22 protein-coding genes, 1 tRNA gene and 1 pseudogene are annotated in these 25,217 nt (G+C 57.1%); 8 read left to right on the top strand and 16 right to left on the bottom strand.

The features are described 5' to 3' along the window. Positions 1-88: 88 nt before the first annotated feature. Together ctaD and nrdF are read right to left on the bottom strand one after the other, a co-directional pair. Positions 89-1,783 (bottom strand): aa3-type cytochrome oxidase subunit I, encoded by a 1,695-nt coding sequence (ctaD, locus tag L8V22_RS08805; protein WP_238801113.1) that lies wholly within the window; start codon positions 1,781-1,783, stop codon positions 89-91. A gap of 342 nt (positions 1,784-2,125) precedes the next feature. Further along, complete coding sequence (nrdF, locus tag L8V22_RS08800; protein WP_023020854.1) at positions 2,126-3,115, bottom strand: class 1b ribonucleoside-diphosphate reductase subunit beta; 990 nt, start codon at positions 3,113-3,115, stop codon at positions 2,126-2,128. A 142-nt stretch (positions 3,116-3,257) separates the two neighbouring features. Between nrdF and L8V22_RS08795 the strand changes: the two genes are divergently transcribed. After that, the gene (locus tag L8V22_RS08795; RefSeq protein WP_238801112.1) at positions 3,258-3,953 is read left to right on the top strand and encodes a FadR/GntR family transcriptional regulator; all 696 of its coding nucleotides are present in this window, start codon (positions 3,258-3,260) and stop codon (positions 3,951-3,953) included. Between the two features lie 55 nt (positions 3,954-4,008). On the opposite strand, the gene nrdE is transcribed toward L8V22_RS08795, so the two are convergent. From nrdE to L8V22_RS08765, 6 genes are all read right to left on the bottom strand, one after another. Next, complete coding sequence (nrdE, locus tag L8V22_RS08790) at positions 4,009-6,171, bottom strand: class 1b ribonucleoside-diphosphate reductase subunit alpha (protein ID WP_238801111.1); 2,163 nt, start codon at positions 6,169-6,171, stop codon at positions 4,009-4,011. Between the two features lie 54 nt (positions 6,172-6,225). After that, positions 6,226-6,657, bottom strand: coding sequence for a class Ib ribonucleoside-diphosphate reductase assembly flavoprotein NrdI (nrdI, locus tag L8V22_RS08785; protein ID WP_238801110.1), 432 nt, complete (start codon positions 6,655-6,657; stop codon positions 6,226-6,228). 22 nt (positions 6,658-6,679) lie between these two features. After that, positions 6,680-6,919, bottom strand: coding sequence for a glutaredoxin-like protein NrdH (nrdH, locus tag L8V22_RS08780; RefSeq protein WP_269966465.1), 240 nt, complete (start codon positions 6,917-6,919; stop codon positions 6,680-6,682). 304 nt (positions 6,920-7,223) lie between these two features. Then, the gene (locus L8V22_RS08775) at positions 7,224-7,892 is read right to left on the bottom strand and encodes a lipase family alpha/beta hydrolase (protein WP_238801108.1); all 669 of its coding nucleotides are present in this window, start codon (positions 7,890-7,892) and stop codon (positions 7,224-7,226) included. Positions 7,893-8,293: 401 nt separating this feature from the next. Next, a complete protein-coding gene (gene ykgO / locus L8V22_RS08770) occupies positions 8,294-8,416 on the bottom strand; it encodes a type B 50S ribosomal protein L36 (RefSeq protein WP_003847162.1) in 123 nt (40 codons plus the stop codon). A 120-nt stretch (positions 8,417-8,536) separates the two neighbouring features. Further along, positions 8,537-9,892 carry a sugar porter family MFS transporter gene (locus L8V22_RS08765; protein ID WP_238801107.1) on the bottom strand — a complete coding sequence of 452 codons (1,356 nt, stop codon included), beginning with the start codon at positions 9,890-9,892 and terminating at the stop codon, positions 8,537-8,539. 27 nt (positions 9,893-9,919) lie between these two features. Here L8V22_RS08765 and nadE point away from each other — a divergent pair, with 27 nt between their 5' ends. Then, on the top strand, positions 9,920-10,741 hold the full coding sequence (gene nadE / locus L8V22_RS08760) for an ammonia-dependent NAD(+) synthetase (RefSeq protein ID WP_238801106.1): 822 nt from the start codon (positions 9,920-9,922) through the stop codon (positions 10,739-10,741). On the opposite strand, the gene L8V22_RS08755 is transcribed toward nadE, so the two are convergent. Beyond that, complete coding sequence (locus L8V22_RS08755) at positions 10,738-11,463, bottom strand: fructosamine kinase family protein (protein WP_238801105.1); 726 nt, start codon at positions 11,461-11,463, stop codon at positions 10,738-10,740. The two genes, nadE and L8V22_RS08755, sit on opposite strands and share 4 nt — an antisense overlap. Positions 11,464-11,493: 30 nt before the next feature. Then, positions 11,494-11,868 (bottom strand): DUF805 domain-containing protein, encoded by a 375-nt coding sequence (locus L8V22_RS08750; protein ID WP_238801104.1) that lies wholly within the window; start codon positions 11,866-11,868, stop codon positions 11,494-11,496. A 78-nt stretch (positions 11,869-11,946) separates the two neighbouring features. Here L8V22_RS08750 and L8V22_RS08745 point away from each other — a divergent pair, with 78 nt between their 5' ends. Further along, positions 11,947-12,855, top strand: a complete 909-nt coding sequence (locus L8V22_RS08745) for an NAD(P)/FAD-dependent oxidoreductase (RefSeq protein WP_238801103.1) — start codon at positions 11,947-11,949, stop codon at positions 12,853-12,855. Positions 12,856-12,908: 53 nt separating this feature from the next. Here L8V22_RS08745 and L8V22_RS08740 read toward each other — a convergent pair. The 4 genes from L8V22_RS08740 to pgm form a co-directional block, all read right to left on the bottom strand. Next, positions 12,909-12,981, bottom strand: a tRNA-Ala gene (locus tag L8V22_RS08740). Positions 12,982-13,057: 76 nt separating this feature from the next. Next, positions 13,058-13,789 carry a DsbA family protein gene (locus tag L8V22_RS08735; protein ID WP_238801099.1) on the bottom strand — a complete coding sequence of 244 codons (732 nt, stop codon included), beginning with the start codon at positions 13,787-13,789 and terminating at the stop codon, positions 13,058-13,060. 54 nt (positions 13,790-13,843) lie between these two features. After that, the gene (locus L8V22_RS08730; protein WP_238801098.1) at positions 13,844-14,308 is read right to left on the bottom strand and encodes a MauE/DoxX family redox-associated membrane protein; all 465 of its coding nucleotides are present in this window, start codon (positions 14,306-14,308) and stop codon (positions 13,844-13,846) included. A 16-nt stretch (positions 14,309-14,324) separates the two neighbouring features. Beyond that, on the bottom strand, positions 14,325-15,941 hold the full coding sequence (pgm, locus tag L8V22_RS08725) for a phosphoglucomutase (alpha-D-glucose-1,6-bisphosphate-dependent) (RefSeq protein WP_238801097.1): 1,617 nt from the start codon (positions 15,939-15,941) through the stop codon (positions 14,325-14,327). A gap of 133 nt (positions 15,942-16,074) precedes the next feature. Here pgm and L8V22_RS08720 point away from each other — a divergent pair. From L8V22_RS08720 to L8V22_RS08700, 5 genes and pseudogenes are all read left to right on the top strand, one after another. Further along, positions 16,075-17,495: pseudogene (locus L8V22_RS08720) on the top strand (alanine/glycine:cation symporter family protein). A gap of 10 nt (positions 17,496-17,505) precedes the next feature. Continuing rightward, positions 17,506-17,808: a fluoride efflux transporter family protein gene (locus L8V22_RS08715; protein WP_238801095.1), complete on the top strand. Its 303-nt coding sequence runs from the start codon at positions 17,506-17,508 to the stop codon at positions 17,806-17,808. Beyond that, positions 17,805-18,164 carry a fluoride efflux transporter FluC gene (locus tag L8V22_RS08710; protein ID WP_238801094.1) on the top strand — a complete coding sequence of 120 codons (360 nt, stop codon included), beginning with the start codon at positions 17,805-17,807 and terminating at the stop codon, positions 18,162-18,164. Before L8V22_RS08715 ends, L8V22_RS08710 begins: the two co-directional genes overlap by 4 nt. Positions 18,165-18,225: 61 nt before the next feature. Beyond that, positions 18,226-19,428: an alpha/beta hydrolase gene (locus L8V22_RS08705; RefSeq protein ID WP_238801093.1), complete on the top strand. Its 1,203-nt coding sequence runs from the start codon at positions 18,226-18,228 to the stop codon at positions 19,426-19,428. After that, positions 19,415-21,724: a bifunctional lysylphosphatidylglycerol flippase/synthetase MprF gene (locus L8V22_RS08700; RefSeq protein ID WP_238801092.1), complete on the top strand. Its 2,310-nt coding sequence runs from the start codon at positions 19,415-19,417 to the stop codon at positions 21,722-21,724. The genes L8V22_RS08705 and L8V22_RS08700 overlap by 14 nt, the downstream gene beginning before the upstream one ends. A 54-nt stretch (positions 21,725-21,778) precedes the next feature. On the opposite strand, the gene L8V22_RS08695 is transcribed toward L8V22_RS08700, so the two are convergent. Both L8V22_RS08695 and L8V22_RS08690 read right to left on the bottom strand, forming a co-directional pair. Beyond that, the gene (locus L8V22_RS08695; RefSeq protein WP_238801091.1) at positions 21,779-24,322 is read right to left on the bottom strand and encodes an ABC transporter permease; all 2,544 of its coding nucleotides are present in this window, start codon (positions 24,320-24,322) and stop codon (positions 21,779-21,781) included. After that, entirely contained in the window at positions 24,323-25,051 is a 729-nt protein-coding gene (locus L8V22_RS08690; protein ID WP_200288678.1) for an ABC transporter ATP-binding protein, read from the bottom strand. Positions 25,052-25,217: the final 166 nt, after the last annotated feature.

The following is a 25,217-nucleotide window of genomic DNA, read 5'->3' as shown; positions in this document are numbered from 1 at the left end:
GCACAGAAGAAACGCCAAAGCCGCCTCCCGTGGCCCATTTAGGGCTGGGAGGCGGCTTAAGTCAGGAGTTGGTGCGAGTTATATCGCTTTAGTGGCTACCCACGTGTGCTTCTTCGCGCATGCGCTGAACCATGTGCGGGTAGTGCAACTCAAAGGCCGGGCGCTCAGAGCGGATACGCGGCAGGGACACAAAGTTGTGGCGTGGCGGCGGGCAGGAGGTTGCCCACTCGAGGGAGTTGCCGTAGCCCCATGGGTCATCCACGGTGACAATCTCGCCATAGCGCCAGGACTTGAATACGTTCCACACCAGCGGGATAACAGAAGCGCCGAGAACGAAGGAGAAGATGGTGGAAATCTGGTTGAAGACCGTGAAGCCATCGGACTCCAGGTAATCAGCGTAACGACGCGGCATGCCCATGTTGCCGACCCAGTGCTGAACCAGGAAGGTACCGTGGAAGCCGATGAAGGTCAGCCAGAAGTGAATCTTGCCCAGGCGCTCATCCAGCATGCGGCCGGTCATCTTCGGGAACCAGAAGTACAGACCCGCGAAAGCGGAGAACACAACCGTACCGAACAGGGTGTAGTGGAAGTGAGCAATCAAGAAGTAGGACTCAGCCAAGTGGAAGTCCAGTGCCGGGGAAGCCAGCATGACGCCGGTCATGCCGCCGAAGAGGAAGGTTGCCATGAAGCCCATAGCGAAGATCATCGGGGTATCCCAGGTGATGTGGCCCTTCCACATGGTGCCGACCCAGTTGAAGAACTTAACGCCGGTAGGCACCGCAATCAGGAACGTCATGAAGGAGAAGAACGGCAGCAGGATAGCGCCGGTGACGAACATGTGGTGTGCCCAAACAGCCATGGACAGGGAGCCGATGGCCAGCAGTGCGAAGACCAAGCCGATGTAGCCGAAGACCGGCTTGCGGGAGAAGACCGGAACGACCTCAGAAACAACGCCGAAGAACGGCAGCGCGAGGACATAAACCTCAGGGTGGCCGAAGAACCAGAACAGGTGCTGCCACAGGATGCCGCCACCATTAGCGGAATCGTAGATGTGGCCGCCCAGCTTACGGTCATACAGGACGCCCAGTGCGGCAGCGGTCAGCAGCGGGAAGATCATCAGCACGATGGCGGATGCGGTAAATACTGCCCAGCTGAATACCGGCAGGCGGAACATGGTCATACCCGGTGCACGCAGGGTGAGAATGGTAGTGATCATGTTAATGGCGGAGGCGATGGTACCGACACCGGTAGCACCCACGCCGACGATCCACATATCCGCGCCGATGCCCGGGGTGTGGACGCCATCAGCCAGCGGCATGTACATGGTCCAGCCGAAGTCAGCTGCACCACCCGGGGTAACGAAGCCCAGCAGCATCACGGTGCCGCCCAGCAGGGTGACCCAGAAGCCGAAGGCGTTCAAACGTGGGAAAGCCACGTCCGGCGCACCAATTTGCAGCGGCAGGATGTAGTTACCAAAGCCCCACACAACTGGGGTTGCAAAGAGCAGCAACATCACCGTGCCGTGCATGGTGAACAGCTGGTTGAACTGCTCATTGGACAAGAACTGGAGACCCGGGGTGAATAGCTCCGCGCGGATCAACAGTGCCATAAAGCCACCGAGGAAGAAGAAGCTGAAGGACATGATCAAGTACATGATGCCCAGCTGCTTGTGGTCAGTGGTGGTTAGAAATACCCAAGCCTTTGAACCGGTCTTCGCGTTACCGGTTGGCTCTGGACGTGTGGGGGCGACGTAATCGTCGACCCGTGGCGCCACAGCGGTCATAAAATCCTCCTGAATAACAAAGTGTCTGTGGGATGAGCCCACCTACACCTAGGTTTACTCGCCTTATATTAGGCCATTTTCCCCTGTTCTTTCCAGCTTCCCCCAATACATGACCTTAAAGCTACGCCCTAGCACTAACCACATCTGTCACATAGCCCCTGCACGTGGCGCGGCCGCCAATATCGACATTGGTTTTTAGGCAAGCTCCACCGTGCTATATGTCACAGAGATGTGGAATTGTGCGCCCCCAAAACGTAAAAACACACCCCCGCTCGTTATCAACCTTTCGGTTGAGTTAGAGCAGAAGGTGTGCCGCTAGACCACGCTGATCAGCGAGAATGCTTAGAAGTCCCAGTCATCATCCGTGGTGTCCTCGGCCTTGCCGATGACATAGGAGGAACCAGAGCCAGAGAAGAAGTCATGGTTCTCGTCGGCGTTCGGCGACAACGAGGACAAAATGGCTGGGGAAACGCGGGTCTCATCGGCCGGGAAGAGCCCCTCAAAGCCCAAGTTATTGAGCGCTTTATTGGCGTTATAACGCAGGAAGCGCTTAACGTCCTCGGTCCAGCCCAAGTCATCGTAGAGATCCTCGGTGTAGTCGATCTCGTTGTCATATAGATCGTAGACCAAGTCGAAAGTGTATTCCTTCAGCTCCGCCTGACGCTCCTCATCCAACTGCTTATACGCCTGCTGGAACTTGTAGCCAATGTAGTAACCGTGCACGGCCTCATCGCGAATAATCAGGCGAATGATATCGGCGGTATTGGTGAGCTTCGCGCGGGAAGAGAAGTACATCGGTAGATAGAAGCCCGAGTAGAACAAGAAGGACTCCAGCAAGGTGGAGGCCACCTTCTTCTTCAGCGGATCCTCGCCCTTGTAATAGGACAAGATGATCTTGGCCTTCTTTTGCAGGTTCTCATTTTCTTCGGACCAGCGGAAGGCATCGTTGATCATCGGCGTGGATGCCAAGGTCATGAAGATATTGGAATAGGACTTGGCGTGCACGGACTCCATAAACGCAATGTTGGTGTAGACCGCCTCTTCGTGCAGGGTCTGGGAGTCCGGTAGGAGGGAAATCGCACCCACGGTGCCCTGGATGGTATCCAGCAGCGTCAGGCCGGTAAAGACCCGCATGGTGGTTTCCTTTTCCTTCTCCGTCAGCGTCTTCCAGCTGGGAAGGTCATTGGAAACCGGGACCTTTTCTGGCAGCCAGAAATTACCGGTGAGGCGCTCCCATACCTCGAGGTCCTTTTCATCCGGGATGCTATTCCAGTTAATGGCCTTAACTGGCTTTTCATGACTAGAAACGTAGTCATCGTACTCGTGCGACACGCGGCGTCACTCCAATACTAAAAACGGACAAATTCAGGTCTCCAGCATACCCAATTCACCCGCCCTCTAAGCCATTGTGCTGGATACCACTTACCTATACTGATCCCAGTTACTTCGGAGCATGCAAAGAAAGGATTTCCGCATGAGTGCCACCCCTCCCCTGCTGGGTTCCGTGGTGGATAGGCTCGGCGCCGAGATCGTAAGCGGAGACATCGCCGAGGGCGAGCGGTTCCGTCTGGGGGACGTCGAAAAGCGCTTTGGCATCTCCCGCACCGTGGCCCGCGAAGCCATGCGCGCCCTGGAGCACCTCGGCATGGTCAGCTCCGGGCGTCGCGTGGGAATCACGGTACTGCCGATGGACAACTGGGCGGTATATGACCCGGCGATCATCGGCTGGCGGTTAAACAACGACAAAACCCGCGGGCAGCAAGTGGCACGCCTCAACGAGTTGCGGCTAGGAATCGAGCCGGTGGCGGCCCGACTCGCAGCCGGCAACGCCAGCGCCGGGCAGCGGGCGGAGCTCCTTCGCCTCGCCGCGCGTTTAGCCGAGCTAGAGTCCACTCCTTCCCCGCGCGTGGGCGAGGAACTGGAAACCGATTTGCGTTTCCACACCCTGATCCTGCAGGCTTCCGGCAATGAGATGCTGGCCGCGCTCGCCCCCTCACTGGTGGCCATGCTCAAGGGCAAGTCCGTCTTTGGCTCCCGCAAGCGCGATCCCATAGGCGGGACTACACAACTGCACATGGAGCTGGCCCGGGCCATTGATGCCGGGCTTGCCGACGCCGCCGAAAGCACCTCCCGCACCATCCTCGACCGCACCCGCGCAGAAAACGGCTAAACGCCTCGATGCACGTCCTTCCCCACGACGTGCATCGAGGCGCCCTAGCTGCGGTCTAAAGCATGCAGGATACGCAGCCCTCGATCTCGGTACCCTCCAGCGCCATCTGGCGCAGGCGGATGTAATACAGGGTCTTAATGCCCTTGCGCCACGCATAAATCTGCGCACGGTTGACATCGCGGGTGGTTGCGGTGTCCTTGAAGAAAAGCGTAAGCGATAGACCTTGGTCCACATACTTGGTGGCTACGGCATAGGTATCGACGATCTTCTCGAAGCCGATCTCATAAGAGTCCTTGAAGTACTCCAAGTTGTCATTATCCATATGCGGCGCCGGGTAGTAGACGCGACCAATCTTGCCTTCCTTGCGGATCTCAATCTTGGAGGCAATCGGGTGGATGGATGAGGTGGAGTTATTGATATAAGAAATCGAGCCCGTCGGTGGCACTGCCTGCAGGTTGCGGTTATACAGCCCATGCTTGGCCACATCCTGCTTCAACTCCTCCCAGTCCTGAGCGGACGGGGTATGGATCGAAGAGGACGCGAAAAGCTCTTGGACCTTCTTTGTCTTCGGCTTGAACTCTTCCGGATCATAGCGGTCGAAGAATTCGCCGGAGGCATACTCGGACTGCGGGAACTCCTTAAAGTACTCCCCGCGCTCGCGGGCAATCTTATTAGAAGCACGCAATGCCGCATATAGCACGGCCGCGAAGTAGGCATTAGTGAAATCCAAGCCTTCTTCCGAGCCATACTCGATGTGCTCGCGGCCCAAGTAGCCGTGCAGGTTCATCTGACCCAAGCCGATGGCATGAGACTCATCGTTTCCGCGGCGCACAGACGGCACGGAATCGATGGACGTCTTATCCGCCACAGCGGTCAGGCCGCGGATGGCAGTCTCCACCGTAGTGGCAAAGTCCGGCGAGTCCATGGTCATCGCGATATTCAGCGAGCCCAGGTTACAAGAGATATCGCTACCCAGCTCTTCATAGGTCAAGTCTGCATTGAACTCGGATGCGGAGTTAACCTGCAGGATCTCGGAGCACAGGTTGGACATATTGATCCACGAGGTCTTTACCGGGTTGGCGCGGTTCACGGTGTCCTCGAACATGATGTACGGGTAACCGGACTCGAACTGCAGCTCTGCCACGGTCTGGAAGAAGTGACGGGCGTTAATCTTCTTTTTACGGATGCGTGGGTCTTCCACCATCTCCTCATAGTGCTCGGTAACGGAGATATCACCGAAGGCCTTGCCGTAGACGCGCTCAACGTCATACGGCGAGAAGAGGTACATATCGTCATTGCGCTTGGCCAGCTCGAAGGTGATATCCGGCACGACGATGCCCAGCGAGAGGGTCTTAATGCGGATCTTCTCGTCCGCGTTCTCACGCTTGGTATCCAAGAAGTCCATGATGTCTGGGTGGTGCGCATTGAGATAGACCGCACCAGCACCCTGGCGGGCACCAAGCTGGTTGGCATAAGAGAAGGAATCCTCCAGCAGTTTCATCACTGGGATCACACCGGAAGACTGGTTCTCAATGTGCTTAATGGGCGCGCCGGATTCACGAATATTAGATAGCAGCAGCGCCACGCCGCCGCCGCGCTTGGAAAGCTGCAGCGCGGAGTTGATGGAGCGTCCAATGGACTCCATATTGTCCTCGATGCGCAGCAGGAAGCAGGACACGAGCTCGCCACGCTGGGCCTTGCCAGCGTTGAGGAAAGTGGGGGTGGCCGGTTGGAAACGGCCGGTCATAATCTCGTCCACGAGGCGCTCTGCTAGGCCAGTATCACCATCTGCCAAGAATAGGGCGGTCATGGAGACGCGATCCTCAAAGCGCTCGAGGTAGCGGCGGCCATCAAAGGTCTTCAGTGTGTAGCTGGTGTAGTACTTATACGCACCCAGAAAAGATTTGAAGCGGAACTTATAGGAATATGCGCGCTTGAAAAGCTCCTTGATGAAAGCGAAGTCATACTGCTCGATGACCTGCGGATCATAGTACTTATTATTAATCAGGTAATCGATCTTTTCTTCCAGATCATGGAAGTAGACCGTGTTTTGATTAACGTGCTGCAGGAAGAATTGGTTAGCGGCCTCGCGATCTTTATCGAACTGAATCTTGCCGTTTGCATCGTAGAGATTCAGCATCGCATTCAGAGCGTGGTAGTCCAACTGCTCTTCAGGCTTAACTGGCTCGGCGACGGTCTTCCCCAATTGCGTACTCACAGCTGACAAGGCCTTTCTTAAAAATTAGGATCTTTATTTAAGTCGTAGTGGGCGCTAGGCCGCGGCCTCGAGCCCGAGCTCGGCGGCGTTAGCCAATAAGCCTTCACGACAAATTTTTATATCGTCATCGTTTCCCAGCAACTCGAAACGATATACATAGGGCACTTTACATTTGGCGCTGATGACGTCACCAGCCTTGCCAAAGTCGGCGCCGAAATTGCTATTACCGCCCGCGATTACCGCGCGAATGAAACTGCGGTTGTGCTCATCATTAAGGAACTTAATTACCTGGGTGGGCACGGGACGGGAGTTTTGGTGGCTAATGGATGCGCCCCCGCCATAAGTGGGGCACACCAAGACATAAGGTTCGTTGACCTTGAGGGGCTCCTCCGTGCGGCGCAGCGGAATGCGCGCGCTGGGAAAGCCCAGCTTCTGCACGAACCGGTGCGTATTTTCCGTCGCGGAGGAAAAATACACGACCAACATCGCTACTGGCCTCCCCTACCCCTTAGGCGGATGCCGCTAGGGAAGCCAAGCCCTTGATACGGTCTGGGCGGAATCCAGACCAGTGCTCACCGTTGGCCTCAACTACTGGGGCCTGAACATAACCCAATGCCATAACGTAGTCGCGAGCCTCTGCATCGGTCGAGATATCAACTAGGTCATACTCGAGTCCGGCACGATCGAGAGCCTTCTTGGTGGCGTTGCACTGGACGCACGCTGGCTTGGTGTAAACGGTGATAGACATATAGATCCTTAAAGCTCCTGCATTGAAAACTCGTCAGAACGGGGAGCGTTTCCCGCCTATTCGGGCGCTTCCTGCGCCGCTCTGAGCAACATCAACGACACTATACTTTGGGGGAATTACCCGCAACCAACACAATATGTAGTAGTTACAGGCATGGTATTCCCAGGATGACACACCCCCAGGCCCAACATGTTGACCACACCCAAGGACAGCCATGAAACTACATCAATGAGATTCCTGCAGGTTTACCTGGAGTTCATCATTTTGTGTGTCAAAGTTCACATTTTCGGTATGGTGTTCCGTTTTAAGAACCGACCACCGACGGCTCCTCAGAGACGCAGGTAGACGGCTCTGGCTCCTCCCCCGGAGCGCGCTTCAAGCCAAAAATAACCTGACTCAAGGCCGCCCAATCGGTCGGCAGCTTATCGTGCCGAGGAGCCACGCCGCAGACCTCACCTAGGGCGAGGTTCACAACATCGGCGCCGTCAACGGCCGCCAGCTGCGAGGAACTATTCGGAGTTACCGTCATATCCGCCGGCGAGTAGATGGAGGTGTAGAGCACGCCTGGCGCGGTGTCTGGCAAGGCGTTCAGCCGTTGCATAAACTCCGACCCCACTACCTGTTGGGTGCCGGCCGTGCTAGCCAAGAAGGCGGCGAGGCGGGGCGCGAAAGCGATGAATTTGGCCAGAACTTCACTCTGCCCGCCCAGCGTGGTGCCGTGGAAGTTACCACCCAGCGCCACCGCATGGAACACATGATTCGCCCCATCGTGCATCTGCGTATAGGTCTTGATGTGCATGCCGCCCTGGGAGTGGCCCACTAAGTTTACTTTCTCCGCGCCAGTGACCTCGCGTACATAGTCCACCTGGTCTGCAATTTCCGCGGCAGAATCATCCAAGTCAGCAATTGCCTTGACGCTCGGAATCATATTCTGCAAGGTGACGTCATCTGCACCATAGTCAAAGGCCCACACGCATGCCCCCTGGTCCTACAAAAGGTGAACTAGATTGCCCCACACGGAAGCATTATTCGAGGTTCCATGCAGCAACACAACGGGCTCTGCAATGTCTCCAGAAGGCACACAGGACGGGTCATTGATACCAAGAGACTCCAGCGCAGAGGACTCCCACTCCGGCTCAGCAGCCTGAGCGATTGGGACGGATAATCCGAGGGCGGCAGCAACAAGCGCAGCAACGATTCGCTGGGATATTATTCTTCTTTCTTACGGTATGGATAGACAAAATAATTATATTCATATATTTGCCTTTATACTTACCCGATCTTAAAAGAATTTATCCTCGGCGCCAGAGCCCACGCATAAAAAATCCGCCCCACTCCGGATAGCCGGAGGGAGCGGATGGAATCGCGAATCAATTAGCCCTGACGAGCCTTGAAACGGGGATCCTTCTTGTTGATCACGAAGACCTTACCGTGGCGGCGAATAACCTGGGCGCCCGGCTTCTTCTTCAGCGACCGAAGGGACTTACGGACCTTCATCGGGCGCTCCTTTCGTTATGCGCAATCTACATGCGGTTGAATAAGTAAAGCACGGACTGGGAATCCCCAGCCATGACACGAGGAAAAATTTTACCTCACACGGCCGTCAATACCAAAACACTAAGGCTTCACGGCTGCGGACTCGCGCTCGTAGCGCGACTTCATCTCCTCGCCTACCTCATCCAGGCTACGTCCCATCGTCTCTGGAACCAAAACCTTGGTGTAGCCGATGGCGATGAGACCAAAAACTCCGAAGACGATGAACGCCACGGGGCCGGTCAACCATTCCACTAGCGGCAAGAAATACTGCGCCACGGCCCAGTTGGTTGCCCACAAAGACAATCCGGCGATGCCCATGCCTAGACCTCGCACCTGCAGCGGCACTAGCTCGGAGATGAGCAGCCATGTTGTGGGTGAGACCGCCGCTTGCTGGAAGGCGATAAACAGCGCCATAAATACCAACGAGACCATTGCCATAGTGGTGGAATCCTGGGCGTGGGAATAAGCAAAGGAGAGGATAAATAGCGAGACCACGTTGCCGGTCAGGCCGATGAGCAATAGGCGCTTGCGCCCAATGCGGTCTACCACCTTCAGCCCCACCCAGCAGGCGAGCACGGATACCGTGCCGATAACGATGGAAGTGTAGACCGAATTGGCCGTAGAAATCCCCACCTGGTTCATCATGGTCGGCGCGAAGTACACAATGGCGTTGACACCGGTAATCTGCTGTGTGAGCCCCATCAGCATGGCCAGCAGCACCGTAACCTGCATCCACCGGTTGGCGGCAAGCGCCTTCCACTCAGACCCGCTGGACTTGCGGGCGGTCTCCTGCGAAGTCAGCTCCGAAATATCCATCCCGGCGCGCCCGGCAATTTCTTGGGCACGAGCCATCTTGTCGTTCGTCGCTAGCCATACCGGCGTCTCTGGCAGAAACACCATTCCCAGCGCCAACGCTAGTCCTGGCACGGCGGCCAAGCCCAGCATCCACTCCCAGCTGCCAGTAGAGGCTAGCGCGGAGTTGACCAGGTAGGCCATCAACTGGCCCACCACAATCGCCAGGGTATTAAGTGAGACCATGCGCCCGCGCACCTTGGCGGGCACGATTTCCGCGATGTACATGGGGGAAACGATGGATACCGCACCCACGGCAAAGCCCAAGAACGTGCGTGCCGTGGCCAGCATCCCCACCGATCCGGACAGAGCGCACCAGATGGAGCCCAACACGAAAATGATGCCACCCGCAATCAGTGTGAAGCGGCGGCCAAACCTATCGGCGATGCGCCCAGCTGTCAGCGCCCCAACAGCCGCCCCCACAAGCAGCATCGAGGTCACCCACCCCTCTTGGTGGGCGCTCATGTCGAATTCGGGGCTAATAAAAAGCAAGGCACCGGACATCACTCCGGTGTCGTATCCAAAAAGCAGCCCACCGAGGGCCGCTATGCCAGCTACTACCTTGACATAAACTTCCTTATTCACAGCACAATATTGTGTCAGGCGGCTACCATGAACGTCATGTCGAACGATGCCGAAAACCTGCAGCAAACCATCATAAAAGCCCTGGGTGTACGTCCCTTTATCGATCCAGAAGCGGAAGTCCAGCGTCGCGTAGATTTCTTGGTTGACTACCTGCGCACCACCGGTGCTAAGGGCTACGTGCTGGGAATTTCCGGTGGCCAGGATTCCACCTTGGCGGGAAAGCTCGCGCAACTGGCGGTGGACCGCGTCGACGGCGCGGAGTTTTGGGCCGTGCGCCTGCCTCACGGCGTCCAAGCAGATGAGGACGATGCCCAGATTGCCCTCGATTTCATCCAGCCCGATCACCGCCCCACCGTCGATATCAAACCAGCTACCTTGGCTCTCGACGAGCAGGTGGCGGATGCTGTGCAGCTTGCCGACGTCACCGATTTCAACCGCGGCAATACCAAGGCCCGCCTGCGCATGACCGCCCAGTACGCTATCGCCGGCGAGGTCGGCGCCCTCGTCATCGGCACCGACCATGCAGCGGAAAACGTCACCGCATTCTTTACCAAGTGGGGCGACGGCGCGGCAGACCTCCTCCCCTTGGCTGGGCTCAACAAACGCCAAGGCGCCGCCCTCCTAGAGCACCTCGGCGCCCCGCGCTCTACTTGGGAGAAGGTCCCCACCGCGGACTTGGAAGACGATAAGCCCCAGCTTCCCGACGAGGAAGCCCTCGGCGTCACCTACGCCCACATCGATGACTATCTAGAGGGCAAGGCGGTGCCAGACGCCGCGCGCGAACGCATCGAAACCCTATGGCGCCGCGGCGCTCATAAACGCATCATGCCGCAGGGGCCGAACCTTTAGGCCAATGCCTCCAAGGTTGCGGCAGCCGCACGCTCCAGCGGCCGGTTATAGCTTGCACCATGCGTGAGCGCATGCACTGCCAGCGGATGCAGTTGGTGCATAGGAATCCACTTTTCGATGTCCTTCGGCGCACCATAACCTCGGAAAATCTCCTCTAGGTATGGTGCCCCGAAAAGGGCCAGCATTCCCAGATCCGTATGCGGATGCCCACCGTGGGCAGCGGGGTCAATCATGATGCCGCCGGCAGAACCAAAGAGCAGGTTTCCTGCCCATAGATCACCGTGGATGCGAGCCGGCGCCACATCCCAACTGCGCGCGGCAATGGCATCGCAGGCTCGCCGGACCAAGTCCAACTGCGCCGCGCTAATCCCAGCCAATGCCGCAAAGGGAAGCACGCGCTGTTCGACATAGAACTCGCCCCAGTTATCCGTCGGGTTGCAGTCTTGCTCGATGCTGCCGATGAAGTTCTTTCCCTCCCATCCGGCAGGAGGTGCGCCAAACGCTTCGACTCCTGCGCGGTGCATGCGAGCCAACTCCGCACCAAACTTCCTCGCCGCCTCCGGCGTGGGCATGACCTCGTCCACGCGCTCGGTAACGATCTCTAACCCGTCGGCGCTTACTACGCTGACCACCGCATCGGTAGCTTCCCCAAGCCACCGCAATCCTGCCGCCTCCGCGCCAGCTTGATCCGTGTCACGCACTCGCTTTGAAAAAGTCTGCATGTCGCCCAGCCTAATCAGGCAAGAGAACTTTTAAAGCGTTCCGCGCTCCCGCGTGGGCAAACACATCATGAATAAGAGCGCTAACCCACCGAACACAGGGATAAACCCGATCAAGCATAAGAACCCCGTTCTCCCAGAATCGTGCAACCGCCGGAAAATTAAGGAAACGACCGGCATAGCAAGAAATCCTTTTACAACAAGCTTGATATTCACGCCATAATGCTGATCGATGGCGCTAATTGGCACTGAAATCAACACTAGAAAGCCAAATACCCACCAGAACTCACTCACAGACGCTCGACCAAGGAAGTTGAAGTATCTCACAAAGAACCTGCCCACTGCCTGCGCAGGAGACGCCCCGTAAAGCGCATCGCGTGTAAAGAACCCCGTAGATTCGTAAGTCATGACGCGCGGGCCCCTTCGACGTTGACTGCATATACTCGGCTGCGAACCATGCTACCCACTTCCCATAAAGGATGAGCAATGCAATCAGACGTCATCATCATCGGCGGTGGTTTTGCCGGCACAGCCGCAGCCATCACCTTGGCCCGCGCTAACCGGAATGTTCAGCTTATCGATTCCGGCGCTCCCCGCAACCGTTTCAGCGAACATTCCCACGGCATCCTTGGCCTCGACGGCGTAGCTCCCACCGAGCTACTCGAGCGGGGCCACGCGGAATTGCAGAAATTTGGTGGAAATATTTCCCACGACACCGTGGAAAGCCTCTCCCGGCCTTCCGAGCAGGCCCCGTGGCAAGTAAGTCTCACCGATGGCACGCTTCTAGAATCCCGCCATGTCCTCGTTGCTACTGGTCTCACAGACAAGCTCCCTGAGGTGCCCGGCCTTAGTGATTTGTGGGGAACGCGTCTCTTTCACTGCCCTTATTGCCACGGCCACGAGGTCAAGGGGAAGAAGGTTGCGCTCATTGGCGGCGCGAATCCGCCTTTTACCATCCGCATTAGCAAACTGCTTTCTAAGTGGACGAGTGCTCTGACCTTCTACCCCAACGGGCTTGAGCTCACCGAGCTTGACCTCACTCAGCTCGCCGGATTGGGCGTAGAAATAAACGATGCGAAGGTGACCCAAGTCCAGCCGGATCAGGCATCGCCCACCGGCGTAGAGGTACGCAGCGCCGATGGAGTAGACATCTACGAAGCATGCTTTACTGGGCCCGATTTTCTGCCCAACAATGCACTGTTGAGGGATGCTGGTTGCGAATCGGCCAATGGCTGGATCAAAGCAGAGCGTGGCCAAACTTCAGTACCGTGCCTCTGGGCAGCAGGCAATGTAGTCAGCTCGCCGGATCAAGTCTCCCAAGCGATGGGTAGCGGAGCCGCCGTAGGCATTGCTATCGACCAGTGCATGCTTGACGAGGACTTATCAAAACTTTAGGCACCCGAGGCAAGCAAAAAGGAGAGGAACTAATGTTCCTCTCCTTTATTTTGTGGAGCTAACGGGATTCGAACCCGTGACCCCCACACTGCCAGTGTGGTGCGCTACCAGCTGCGCCATAGCCCCTCAAACGAGGTGCAACCTTGTGGGCTGCAACTCGCTTAAATATACATGGAGGGTATTTAACTCTCCAAATCGCCTGCTACTGAGTGACGATCTCTACCCAATCGCCCAGGTTCTTGCCGGCCTTTTGATCCTTCTCGGATGGAACATCCTTGCCATTTTGAACAATACGCGGCGAGGAGACAGAGCCGGTTTCTTTATCCAGCTTGTCGTAGTTGGTCTTTGCCACCTTATTGCCCTGCTTGATGTCTACGTCCTTCATGGACTCAACAACATCATCTTCGGCGCCAAGCTCCTTGGCTTGGTTAGCAATGTCTTCGATGCCCCACTTATTAGCAACACTTTGCTGGTTTTGCATGAGGAAGTCACGCAAATTCCAATAGGTTTTGATGTCGCCGGACTTTGCCAACTCCGACATAGCGGCTGCCGCCTTTGTGGAGTAGCCTTCCTGACCTTCAATATCCTTGCCATCCAGGAAGTTGAGGGTGCGCACATGAACGATCAGCTTGCCCTCTTCGATGGCATTCTTCATGTCGCCGTCGGTAGCCTGAGCCAATTCAGCACAGTGCGGGCAAGAGTAATCTTCGTACAGATCTACCTTAGGGGTATCGTCCGTAGCGCTCTCGCCCTTCAACGTGATAGCACCATCAGAGAACTCCATAGTCATATTGACGTCTTCGATGCCATCATCAGATTGCTTACCGTTCCACACGATATAGCCAATAACAACGGCAATGATGACGAGAAGTACACCGACTCCCCAGATAAAACCGTTGCCACCCTTATCGTTCGGGTCAGTTACTTTGCTCATTTGAACCTTGCCTTTGAAAATCTTCGGACCAATACAGCCTACCTTGCCCACCTATTAGGGGTGAAGGGCAAACTTGGTGAAAGGGCGCTTGATGGTCCATACGGTCAGGAATAAATACGCGGCATCGCGCAACAGCGTCTTCGCATAATCCATTCCGCGGTCAGGATTTTGGGTGTCATAGCCAAAGCAGCCGCAGTCAATATCTAGCCCGCGGGCCCAAGCCTGCGCGATGCCCACCATAAACAGCAGCAACACGATGGTTGCCACGATGGAGGACCTACGCAAAAACAGCCCGAGAAGCAAGAGCAAGCCACCGATAACTTCTAATGGACCAATGACCGTTGCTAGGTAAAGAGCCCACTCAGGCGTAAAAATGCCATAGCCCTTGATGGCTTGGGTCATGTCTAGAGTTTTGCCGAGCTTGTGCACGCCGGCTTCAATCCACACCCAGGCCATGCCGAAGCGGGCGATGAAGCTGATGACGTCGAGCACCAGCTTCCCATTAATCTTGCTACTCACGAGGATGAGTTTAGCGTTAACCCTCTAACACATGGGTGACAACTGCCTGTGCTTCTGCTTGTACCTGTCTGAGATGTTCCTCACCCAGGAAAGACTCCGCATAGATTTTGTATTTGTCTTCCGTACCAGAAGGGCGGGCAGCAAACCACGCATTCTTTGTCGCCACCTTCAAGCCGCCGATGGCAGCACCGTTGCCGGGCGCCTCAGTTAGCTTGGCCACGATCTCCTCCCCTGCCAGCTCCGTAGCGCTGACTTTCTCGGGAGATAGCTTCTTCAGGATGGCTTTTTGCTCGCGGTTGGCTGGGGCGTCGGTACGGGCATAGGCTGGAGCGCCGAATTTATCCGCCAGCTCGGCATAGCGCTGAGACGGTGTCTTGCCCGTTACCGCGGTAATCTCTGCCGCAAGCAGATCCATGATGATGCCATCCTTATCGGTGGACCACACGGAGCCATCGAATCGCAGGAAGGAAGCACCGGCCGATTCTTCGCCACCAAAACCAATGGTGCCTTCAACCAACCCCTGCACAAACCACTTGAAGCCGACGGGAACCTCCACCAGCTCGCGCCCTAGGCTGTCCACCACGCGGTCAATCATGGAGGAGGACACCAAAGTCTTACCCACACCGGCATTCCCCCACTGCGGCCGGTGGCTGAAGAGATACTCAATAGCCACGGCAAGATAATGATTGGGGTTCACCAGGCCCGCATCGGGCGTGACAATGCCATGGCGATCCGCATCGGCGTCGTTGCCGGTGGCAAGGTCGAAGCTTGAGCGGGCGTCGATAAGCGAGGCCATGGCATCCGGCGAGGAACAATCCATGCGGATCTTGCCGTCCGTATCCAAGGTCATAAAGCGGAAGGTGGAGTCCACATCAGGGTTGACCACGGTCATATTCAGCCCGTAGTGATCCGCAATGGCCTGCCAGTAGTCCACCGAGGCACCACCCATGGGGTCGGCACCGATGCGCAGGCCGGAGTCCTTAATAGCCTGCATATCCACCACGTTCTTTAGGTCAGCAACATAATCGCGTACGTAGTTGTGCTTCACGCAGCGCTCATCCAGCACGCCGTGAACCGAGGTCCGCTTGACCCCCTCCAGCCCGGCGCGCAAGTAGTCGTTGGCGCGCCCTGCAATCCAATCGGTTGCCTGCGCATCGGCCGGGCCGCCGGTTGGCGGGTTGTACTTGAAGCCACCATCGCGCGGAGGGTTATGCGAAGGGGTAATCACAATGCCGTCGGTACCGGGATTGGTCAAAATCGCGTGGGATACCGCCGGGGTCGGGGTATAGCGGCCGCGGTCATCGACGCGAACCTCTAGCTCATTGGCCAGCAGCACCTCGAGGGCGGAGACCATGGCGGGCTCGGAAAGCGCGTGGGTATCGCGGCCGATGAAAATCGCCCCGGTAACACCCTGCTCTGCACGGTAGTCCACAATGGCTTGGGTAATCGCCAGGATATGCGACTCATTAAAAGCGCAGTCGAGTGCGGAGCCGCGATGCCCGGAGGTGCCAAAGGAGACCTGCTGGTCAGGGTTATCCGCATCCGGGATGCGGGTGTAGTAGGCGGTGACCAATTCTGCGATGTCAATGAGGTCCGATGGTTGTGCAAGCATGCCGGCGCGCGCGTGAGCCATGGCGTACTCCTTGGGGTTGGGGTCCGTATAGTTATAGCTTGCCTTTTCCCCGGTGATTGCGCAGGACGAATATTCCCACGGCTGGGGGTATGGACAAATTTACTCCATTTCTATAGTTCGCTAGATTTACAGAATGGACTCGCTTAATTCCATCCTCTCCGCCATCAGCGCCGTGGTCTGGGGACCATTCATCCTCATTCCGCTCCTGTTGGGTACGGGCCTGTGGCTGACCATCCGCTTGGGCGGTCTCCAATTTCGGGCACTGGGCCGCGCGCTGCGCCACGTCTTTGCCACAGACTCTGATGATGAGTCCACCGAAGGAGATATTTCCAACTACCAGGCGCTGACCACCGCTCTTGCTGCCACCGTAGGCGTAGGAAATATCGTGGGCGTGGCCACCGCACTATCTATTGGCGGCCCGGGCGCGCTGGTGTGGATCTGGATTACGGGTCTAGTGGGCATGGCATCCAAATACACCGAGGCATACCTCGGTGTGCGCTTTCGCACCACCGACTCTAAGGGCGAAATGTCCGGCGGCCCGCAGCAATATCTCAAGCGCGGTATCCCCGGGCCGCTCGGCTCCGTGCTAGCTGTCTTCTTTGCCATCTTTGCAATCTGTGCCTCTTTTGGTATTGGCAACCTCGCCCAAGCCAATGCCGTGGCTACCAATATGGAATCCACTTTCGGCATCGCCCCAGCGGCCACCGGTGCAATCCTGTTCGTCTTGGTAGGCTCCGTACTCCTCGGTGGAATCCAGGCCATCGGCCGCATCACCGCGGCCTTCGTGCCTTTAATGATCATCGTTTATGTTCTTGGTGGACTGTTTGTGATCTTCTCGCACGCTAGCGAGATCCCCGCCGCCTTCGCCATGATTTTCAGCGATGCCTTCACTGGAACGGCCGCCGGTGGCGGCTTCGTAGGCTCGACCATCATGATGGCTATTCAATACGGCGTCGCCCGCGGCATCTTCTCTAATGAGTCCGGCATGGGCTCCGCCGCCATCGCCGCGGCGGCCGCCAAACCCCCCACCCGGCGCGCCAAGGGCTAGTCTCCATGACGCAGACCTTCATTGACACCATCATTGTGGTCACCATTACCGGCTTGGTCATTGTGGTCGGCGGCACCTGGGATATGGGCCGCGACGAAGCCGGAATCATGACGGCCGAGGCTTTCTCCCGTGTATTGCCTGGCGACTGGGGCGGCACCATCGTTTCGCTCTCCATTATTTTCTTCGCCTTTTCCACCATCATGGCCTGGGCTTATTATGGCGAGCGTTCTTTGGAATCCCTGTGCGGCCGCAAGGCTTCGATCCCCTACCGCATGTTCTTTGCCTGCCTGCTTTTTGTCGGTTCCGTCTCGGAGCTCGAGCTTGCCTGGACCTTCTCCGATCTGGCCAATGGCCTCATCGCCATCCCGAACCTCATTGGGCTACTCCTCCTTTCCGGCCTAGTAGCCCGCGAGACTAAGGCGTACCTCGCTTTTGATCCCAAGCTCACTAAACCGGTAGATGAGGTGCGCGCGTTCGTAGAGTCCCAGGGAATGGACTGGAAGTAACATAGGCCGCATGCCTCAATTCCTCGTCGTAGGTGCTGGCGCCGCGCTCGGTGCGGCTGCCAGATACCTACTCTCCGCAGCGCTCGGCGGCGGGATGATCCCGCTGCTCATCATTAATATTCTCGGCAGCGCGCTCATGGGCTACTTCCGCCCCAGCCCATTTTGGGGCACGGGCGTGCTGGGCGGTTTTACTAGCTTTGCCACCTTCGCCTTCCTCACCTCCGAGGCACACTGGACCATCGCTTTGGCTTATGTCCTTGCCACCGTCGTTGGCTGCGTGGGCGGCTACCTGGCAGGTGACAAGCTGCGATGAATCTTCTTTGTGTCCTTCTCGGCGGCTTCATAGGCGGTAGCCTCCGCTATGGTTTCACCCGGCTTTTACCCGCCCCCTATTGCACTTTCGTGGCAAATATCTTGGGCTCCCTCGCCCTCGGCCTGGCTTATGGTTTCGCCCAGCTTGCCGACGTCCCCCTCATCCACCCCTTCCTCGCCCTCGGCCTCGCAGGTGGCCTGTCCACCTGGTCCACGCTGGCCAAGGAACTAGGAGAAATGACCAAACGCAAACAATGGTGGCGGCTTAGCAAATATCTCTTCTGGACCATCGGACTCGGCATCGTATTAGCTTGGCGCGGCACCATCTGGGCGGCCCGCATTTATCACGGGATTTAAGGGGTAAACTCCCAGCTAACTAGCAGTTACTTTCGGCTCGCTCGAGCCTAATATTTTTCGGGTGAGTTTCCTGTTGAATCTGCCTTTGGCGGATCCCATCAATGGCGTGATCTTCTACGCCATCCTCGCGATTGCGGGCATCATTATTCTCCTCCAGCGCAAGGTGTGGCCGCTGGTCATCGCCGCCCTGTTGTGCATTATTGCCTGGTTCTTGCTGCGTCATTGGCAAGTACCGTGGTACATCTTCTTCGCCGCCTTCGTCCCCGTGGCAGCGCTGGTACGCAAACCTAAAATTGTCACGGTCACCGCCGGAATCTTTTCCCTTTTGGCCACGGTCGGCATCGTCAACATGGAATACCAAACCTATCCCGATATTGCGTCCCTTGACCCGCGCCCTGTGGCGAAGGAAATGAGCTACGAAGAATTTTCCCACACCAAGTCTGGTGCAGCCATCGTCCATGTGAATCTTCCCGGCACCACCTCCCATTTCGCCGCTCGGCAAGCAACGGCGTATATTCCGCCGGCATACTGGACGAACCACACCCTGCCTGTCATCGTGCTCCTGCACGGCAACCCGGGCGGCCCGGATCAGTGGTTCGGTTCGGGCGAGGCGGCCGAAACTGCAGACCAATTCCAGGCGGCTAACGGGGGCCGCAGCCCCATCGTCATAGCCGTGGACGCCACCGGCTCTGAAACCGCCAACCCCATTTGTGCCGATAGCTCCCAGGCCAAGGTAATGACCTACCTCAGCCAGGACGTGCCACAAGCCATTAAGCAAAAATTCAAAGTCAACCCGGATCAGCGCACCTGGACTGTGGGCGGATTAAGCTACGGCGGCACCTGCTCCCTACAGATCGCCACCAACCGACCCGAAGCCTATGGTTCCATCATCGACATTTCCGGCGAGGCTGAGCCCACCATTGGCAACCACGCGGCAACGGTGAAGAAATTCTTCGCCGGGGACGAATCCGCCTTCAATGACCAGGACCCCGCCCACTTGCTCGCCCACAAGCACTTCTCTACCCAGGCCATCTTCATCGCTGGTGATAAAGACACTGCTTCGGTCAATGCTTTGCGCTCGCTTTCCGATGCCGCCCGCACCGCCGGCATGAAAACCTACTTTGGCACCCGACCCGGTGGACACTCCTTTCAAGTATGGCGCCCGGCCCTGCGCGAATCCTTCGCATGGGCCGCTAGCCGCGGTGGAATGACCGCTATCAAGGATCCCTTCGATGGAATTGGAGGCAACGATGTCCGTTCTTAAAACCATCCTGACCAGGTTTCCCGTTTCCCTAGCCGTCTTAGTCATTATGTGGTCGCTTCACCTAGTGGACTTCCCCACCTCCCACTGGCTGGCGCTGACTACCGCGCACCCCGGTGGCGCCATTATCTTGTCCGTACTCATCGTGCTGTGGCTCGTTCCCGCTGAATGGCGCTTAGGTTCCTTGCGCACATTGGCGGTAGGAGTTGTCTCCCAGCTCATCAGCGTCCCGCTGTCCATCGTGCTCGCCCGCGGCATTGAGACCGTAGGCCTAAATCGATGGGGAAATGACTTATTGAACGATACCTTCCTCACCCCTATCGGCTTCATTGCCGGTGCCGCCGGTTTTGCTTCCGGCTTACTCCCCCGCTTATGGCGCCGCCGTCTGCGCGTTTCGCTTATCGTGCTTACCACCACTTTTGTGCTCTATTCCGGCACCATGTCAGATGTTCTCGGCATTGTCGCCGTCACTCTGTCTATTACGGCTGGCCAATTGCTCTTTAAGCCCGAATCCGCACCGCCTTCCATCAGGGAGCGTCGCGTGCTCCTCGCCGTCGGTGTCGCCTGCGTAGCCATTGGCCCCGCCTTCGTGGCACTCGACCCCATGGCCGAAGGTCCTTTCTCCCAAATCACACAGCTCTTGTGGGCACCGCACCTTTCTGCTCTGGAGGCGACTCAAGCCTGCACAGATTCGCTAACTTCTACCAGCTGCACCGCCGCAGTCGATCTCGCCCGTGCCCAAGGCATCGGCGCTTTGGTAGCCAATATCATGCCGTTTATCATCCAGCTGGTGGTGTGCTTTGGTCTTATGCGCGGCCGCGTGCTCGCTTGGTGGATGGCGGTTATCACCCAAGTACTGGCCATCGCCCTGCTGACTTACCAGCTTTGGGATGATTCCCGCCTGAGCTATCTCCTGGCCAACCTCGTGCTCGTCATCCTGCCCTGGCTCTTGGCGCTGTTCATGCTGCTTATCAATCGTTCGCTCTTCCGGATCCGAGAAAATCGCGCATTTTTCACCCGCACTATTGCCTTCGCTATACTTGCCGCCGCTCTCGGCGCGGGCTTCTGGATCCTTATCGCCTCGTTGCACAACACCGTTCCTCCAGCAAGCCTTTCCGACATCCTCGCAGAGACCCCATTGCGCTTCGTGCCGGCCGTCGTTGCGCTTATCCTTCCCCACCACGTCGCGCCGGCAACGATGTTTTCCTGGTTCGTCTACCTATGGGTTGGAAACGCCTTCTGGATCCTTTTGACAGTCCGCCTCTACCTTGGCTTTTCTCGGCCCGTTGACCCGGCCCAAGAGTCCGACCGCGCCACCGCACGCCGCTTACTCGAAGCCGGTACCGGCGATCACCTCTCCTTTATGACGCTGTGGAAATCCAACCGGTACTACTTCCACGGTGACTCCTATGTGGCCTATCGCGTCTCCAATGGCATCGCGCTCACGCTGGGCGCCCCCATCGGTCTCGATATCAGCGCCGAGTTCGAGCGCTTTGCCGCCGAGCAAGGCTGGGCCGTGACGTGGTATTCCGTCAGTGCGCAGTTCGCCGATGCTCACCCGCAACTCAAGCGTCTCCAAGTTGCAGAAGAAGCAGTCCTCAACTGCGAATCCGTGGAATTCAAAGGAAAGAAATTTCAAAATGTGCGCACGGCCCGAAACAAAGCCGCGAAGGAAGGCGTTAGCACTCGGTGGACCACGTGGGAGGAGCTAGATATTGCCTCTATCGCCCGCATTAGCGCACTCAGCGAGGACTGGGTTTCCGACAAGGCCCTACCCGAGATGGGCTTTACCCTCGGCGGCTTAGAAGAAATGATGGTGACCGGCACCCGGCTTTTGCTTGCCGAGTCCGCCGACGGCACTTTGCATGGTGTGACCAGTTGGATGCCGGTATATGAAAATGGTGCTATTGCCGGCTACGTTCTCGACGTCATGCGCCGCAACGAGCACGGCTTTAAGGGAGTAATTGAACTCCTCATCTCAGAAGCGATGCTCATTGCCCAGTCCGAAGGTCTTGCTTGGATCTCTTTGTCCGGTGCGCCTTTGGCTGGACAGCCTGACGAGCCTAACTGGCTCGACGTCGCCCTCAATCGCATTGGGGAAGGAGTCGAACCGCTCTACGGCTTCCGCACCCTCGCAGCCAGTAAGCGCAAATTTCAACCGGAGGAACACCCGTGGTACCTGTGCTATCACGATGAATTGAAGCTTCCTTCCATCGCGCTGGCCACCATGCACGCATACCTGCCTGATATGAAGACCAAGGATGCGGTATCTGCAGTCAAGGCATGGATGGCCGCGTAAAAGCAATAAGGCCTCCCTTCAACGTGTGATGAGGGGAGGCCTTAGACTAGGCAGCTAGTCGGCGATTGCTTCCAATGGCGGCGTCTTCGCCGCGCGGTGCGAAGGCCAAACTGCTGCGATAATGCCGACGATGGCCGAGCCCACCAGCATAATGAGCACCATCGCCCACGGAACCTGCGCAGAGTCTAGTCCCTCATCACCGAGGATCTTAATGAAAGACCAGCCCAAGCCGAGGCCAATGAGGATGCCCATCACCGCACCAAAGAGCGCGATCTGCACGGACTCAAGGGTAATCATCGTGCGAATCTGGCGGCGTTGCGTGCCCACGGCCCGTAACATCCCGATCTCCTGGCGGCGCTCAATCACGCCCAAGGTCAAGGTATTAACAATGCCCAGCACTGCAATAACCACCGCAAGGGCGAGCAGGCCATAGAGGATGGAGAGCATCTGGTCGATGAAGCCTGCAGCTTGGCCCGCATACTCCTCACCGGAATTAACCTGAACCACAACCAGATCCTTAACCGCATCCTCCAGGTTATGGCGCAGTTCTTCCTTGTCGTAGCCTTCTTGACCCAAGACGCCCACCATCTGGACGGTAAAGGACTTCTCCGGTGCAACCTTTTCAGCTACCTCCTGCGAGAGCACCATATTCTGCACAACATCGGTGGGCTTAAAGATGCCGACCAATTTGGCCTCGGCCTTCTTGTCCTTTTCCGCAGAAGCTACCTTATAGGTCTCTCCTACCTTCCAGCCGTTTTCCTTGGCAAAGTCTTCGGTAGCAATGAATCCCTTATCCAAGTTGGCATCGCCCTCGACCATGTCGAGCGCAATCATTGACGACGGATCTCCATCCGCAGTCGTAGTCTGTTGGAATTGCGGACCATAATCCATCGATGCCTGACCATCAACGGTCACTGGAGCCATACCGATGGTGATGGCCTTATCTACGCCCTCAGCCTCAGCCGCACGCTTACCAGTGTCCTTCGGTGTTGGGAATTCACCGGAGCTAGGGCCAGAAAGGAGGTAATCCGAGGTGATGTTCTGCTCCACGGTATCGGCCACGGAGGACTTCATCGTCGCACCAAGCATGCCAATAGCCGTCACCAAGGCCACCCCCAGGGTCAGCGCAAATGCAGTGGCTGCCGTGCGGCGTGGATTGCGACGAGAGTTCGTCGCCGCCAAAGAACCGATAGCACCGAAAGGCGCACCGATTACCTTGCCTACCGTCGGCACCAAAGGCAGCGACAAGGCCGGGCCAGCCAAGAAGAATCCGACAATGACCCCGAACGCGCCCACACCGACGAGGACGGCGCGGACGTTCGTCTCGCCGTCGGAAAGCACGCCTGCCAACGCCGCAACAATGCCAACCAGCAAAATAATGGCACCGAAAATCGTGCGGACCTTCAGGGACGTTGCAGAAGCAGACTCGGTGGTGCGCATCGCTTCAACCGGCTGCACGCGACCTGCGCGCCGTGCCGGGGCCCACGCGGACACGACCGTCACGATGGTGCCCAAAATAATCGGGACCACGATGGCCGAAACGCTCAGGCCCAAGCCACCGTCGAACGGCATTCCTTTCGCGCTCATTACTGCCTTAATGATGGCCACCAAACCCATGCCGGCAACAACGCCGACAATGGAACCCAGAAGTCCCACGATGGCAGATTCCACCACCACCGAGTTCGTAATCTGGCGGCGGGAAGCACCCAGCGCACGCAGAAGTGCGAATTCCTTGGTGCGCTGCGCGACAATCATGGAGAAGGTATTAGCGATGATAAACGTGCCCACCAGCAGCGCAATCAAACCGAATGCAATGAGGAAATAGTTAATGAACTTCAAGGCGGAGGACATCATCTCAGAGGTTTCCTCCGCCAGGCGCTCGCCCGACTCCGCCTTGACGTCATACTTGTCATTTAGGTGATCCACCAAGGCGTTCGCATCCACGCCTTCGGCCGCAGAAACCTTGAGCTGGCTCGGATCGCCGTAGCGCTCCAGGTAGTCCTTCTCGGCCATGCTCAGCACGATGCTATCGCCCTGGTCTACGGCTGGTTCCGAGATACCAGAAACGGTTACCGTATCCTGCTCATCGGGGTGAACCACAATGAGCTTTTGTCCCACGGAGATTCCATATTTATCCGCCGCGGAGGAATTGACAAGGACTTCGTCCTTACCGCTCGGCTCCTCGCCCTCCTTCAGCTTATCGGCGCCGCCAACGACCTTATCCTCTGGATAAAACGGGACAACGCTGGCCGTACCGCCCTGAGTCTGATAGGCCTCCGAGTCCTCATTGGCTGCGACGACGGTCTCCGAATCCGCGATGTTGATGTTCTTGACATCTTCATCATCCGCCAATTTCTGGCGAAGCTTTTCATCCAGCTTCCCGCCGTTATCGTCCTTCTGGCTCACCACCGCATCCACGCCACGAAATTCATTATCCACGGCGGAGTCAAAAGTAGACTTCAGCGAATTGGTGAACATAAACGAGCCGGCAATAAACGCCGTGCCCAAGACCACCGCGAGAATTGTCAGCCCAAGGCGCAACTTATGCGCCACGATATTGCGCAGGGACACCCTGCGCATTGCATTTCCGCGTGCCATTTAGCCCTCAATCTCCGCCATTACCTGGTGAATGGCCTCCATCGTCGGATTGTGCAACTCGTTGACAAGCTTGCCGTCAGCAAGGAAAACCACTCGGTCCGCGTACGACGCTGCCTTCGCATCGTGCGTCACGATGACCACGGTTTGGTCATCCTTGTCCACTGCCGTCCGCAAAATATCGAGCACCTCGGCCGAAGAATTGGAGTCCAGGTTGCCGGTTGGCTCATCGCCGAAGATAATTTCCGGACGGGAAACCAGCGCGCGGGCACAGGCCACGCGCTGCTGCTGGCCGCCTGATAGCTCAGCCGGTCGGTGCTCCAAGCGCTCTGCCAAGCCTAGACGGCGAGTTACCTCTTCGAACCACTGCTTATCGACGTCCTTACCCGCAATGTCGGTCGGCAACGTGATGTTTTCCGCGGCAGTCAGCGTAGGAACAAGGTTAAAGGACTGGAAAATAAAGCCCAGCCGATCACGGCGCAGCGCCGTAATGTCCTTGTCGTTGAGCGCCGACATATCGGTATCGCCGATAAACGCCGAGCCGGAAGTCGCTGAATCCAAACCAGCCATCGTGTGCATTAGCGTCGACTTACCGGAGCCCGATGGGCCCATGATCGCAGTGAATTCGTTCTTGCCGAATTCAATGGATACATGATCCAGGGCCACAACGGCTGTGTCATCGCTTCCGTATTGCTTGAACAAGTCAACGGCGCGAGCCGCAGCATCAGTCATGAGACAAATTCTCCTTGTAAATGGGAAATTACCTCTTATAGTTTAGCTACCCTGAACGACGGCCAACATCATCCCAGAGGAGGAAAACTGCACATTAAAGCGAGGCACGATCGTTCACACAACCGTGCACCGGATGCTATCAACCTATTGTGTTGCTGCCTTTCTC

Source organism: Corynebacterium yonathiae (assembly GCF_027570195.1).
Taxonomy (GTDB): Bacteria; Actinomycetota; Actinomycetes; order Mycobacteriales; family Mycobacteriaceae; genus Corynebacterium; species Corynebacterium yonathiae.
Note: the sequence above shows the minus strand (reverse complement) of the source record. Positions and strands in the feature narration are given on the sequence as shown.

Coding starts and splice junctions, on each gene's coding strand:
- ctaD (WP_238801113.1), bottom strand. CDS start 1,783: ATGACCGCTGTGGCGCCACGGGTCGACGATTACGTCGCCCCCACACGT.
- L8V22_RS08795 (WP_238801112.1), top strand. CDS start 3,258: ATGAGTGCCACCCCTCCCCTGCTGGGTTCCGTGGTGGATAGGCTCGGC.
- nrdI (WP_238801110.1), bottom strand. CDS start 6,657: ATGTTGGTCGTGTATTTTTCCTCCGCGACGGAAAATACGCACCGGTTC.
- nrdH (WP_269966465.1), bottom strand. CDS start 6,919: ATGTCTATCACCGTTTACACCAAGCCAGCGTGCGTCCAGTGCAACGCC.
- ykgO (WP_003847162.1), bottom strand. CDS start 8,416: ATGAAGGTCCGTAAGTCCCTTCGGTCGCTGAAGAAGAAGCCGGGCGCC.
- nadE (WP_238801106.1), top strand. CDS start 9,920: ATGAACGTCATGTCGAACGATGCCGAAAACCTGCAGCAAACCATCATA.
- L8V22_RS08755 (WP_238801105.1), bottom strand. CDS start 11,463: ATGCAGACTTTTTCAAAGCGAGTGCGTGACACGGATCAAGCTGGCGCG.
- L8V22_RS08750 (WP_238801104.1), bottom strand. CDS start 11,868: ATGACTTACGAATCTACGGGGTTCTTTACACGCGATGCGCTTTACGGG.
- L8V22_RS08745 (WP_238801103.1), top strand. CDS start 11,947: ATGCAATCAGACGTCATCATCATCGGCGGTGGTTTTGCCGGCACAGCC.
- L8V22_RS08735 (WP_238801099.1), bottom strand. CDS start 13,789: ATGAGCAAAGTAACTGACCCGAACGATAAGGGTGGCAACGGTTTTATC.
- pgm (WP_238801097.1), bottom strand. CDS start 15,941: ATGGCTCACGCGCGCGCCGGCATGCTTGCACAACCATCGGACCTCATT.
- L8V22_RS08715 (WP_238801095.1), top strand. CDS start 17,506: ATGCCTCAATTCCTCGTCGTAGGTGCTGGCGCCGCGCTCGGTGCGGCT.
- L8V22_RS08710 (WP_238801094.1), top strand. CDS start 17,805: ATGAATCTTCTTTGTGTCCTTCTCGGCGGCTTCATAGGCGGTAGCCTC.
- L8V22_RS08700 (WP_238801092.1), top strand. CDS start 19,415: ATGTCCGTTCTTAAAACCATCCTGACCAGGTTTCCCGTTTCCCTAGCC.
- L8V22_RS08695 (WP_238801091.1), bottom strand. CDS start 24,322: ATGGCACGCGGAAATGCAATGCGCAGGGTGTCCCTGCGCAATATCGTG.
- L8V22_RS08690 (WP_200288678.1), bottom strand. CDS start 25,051: ATGACTGATGCTGCGGCTCGCGCCGTTGACTTGTTCAAGCAATACGGA.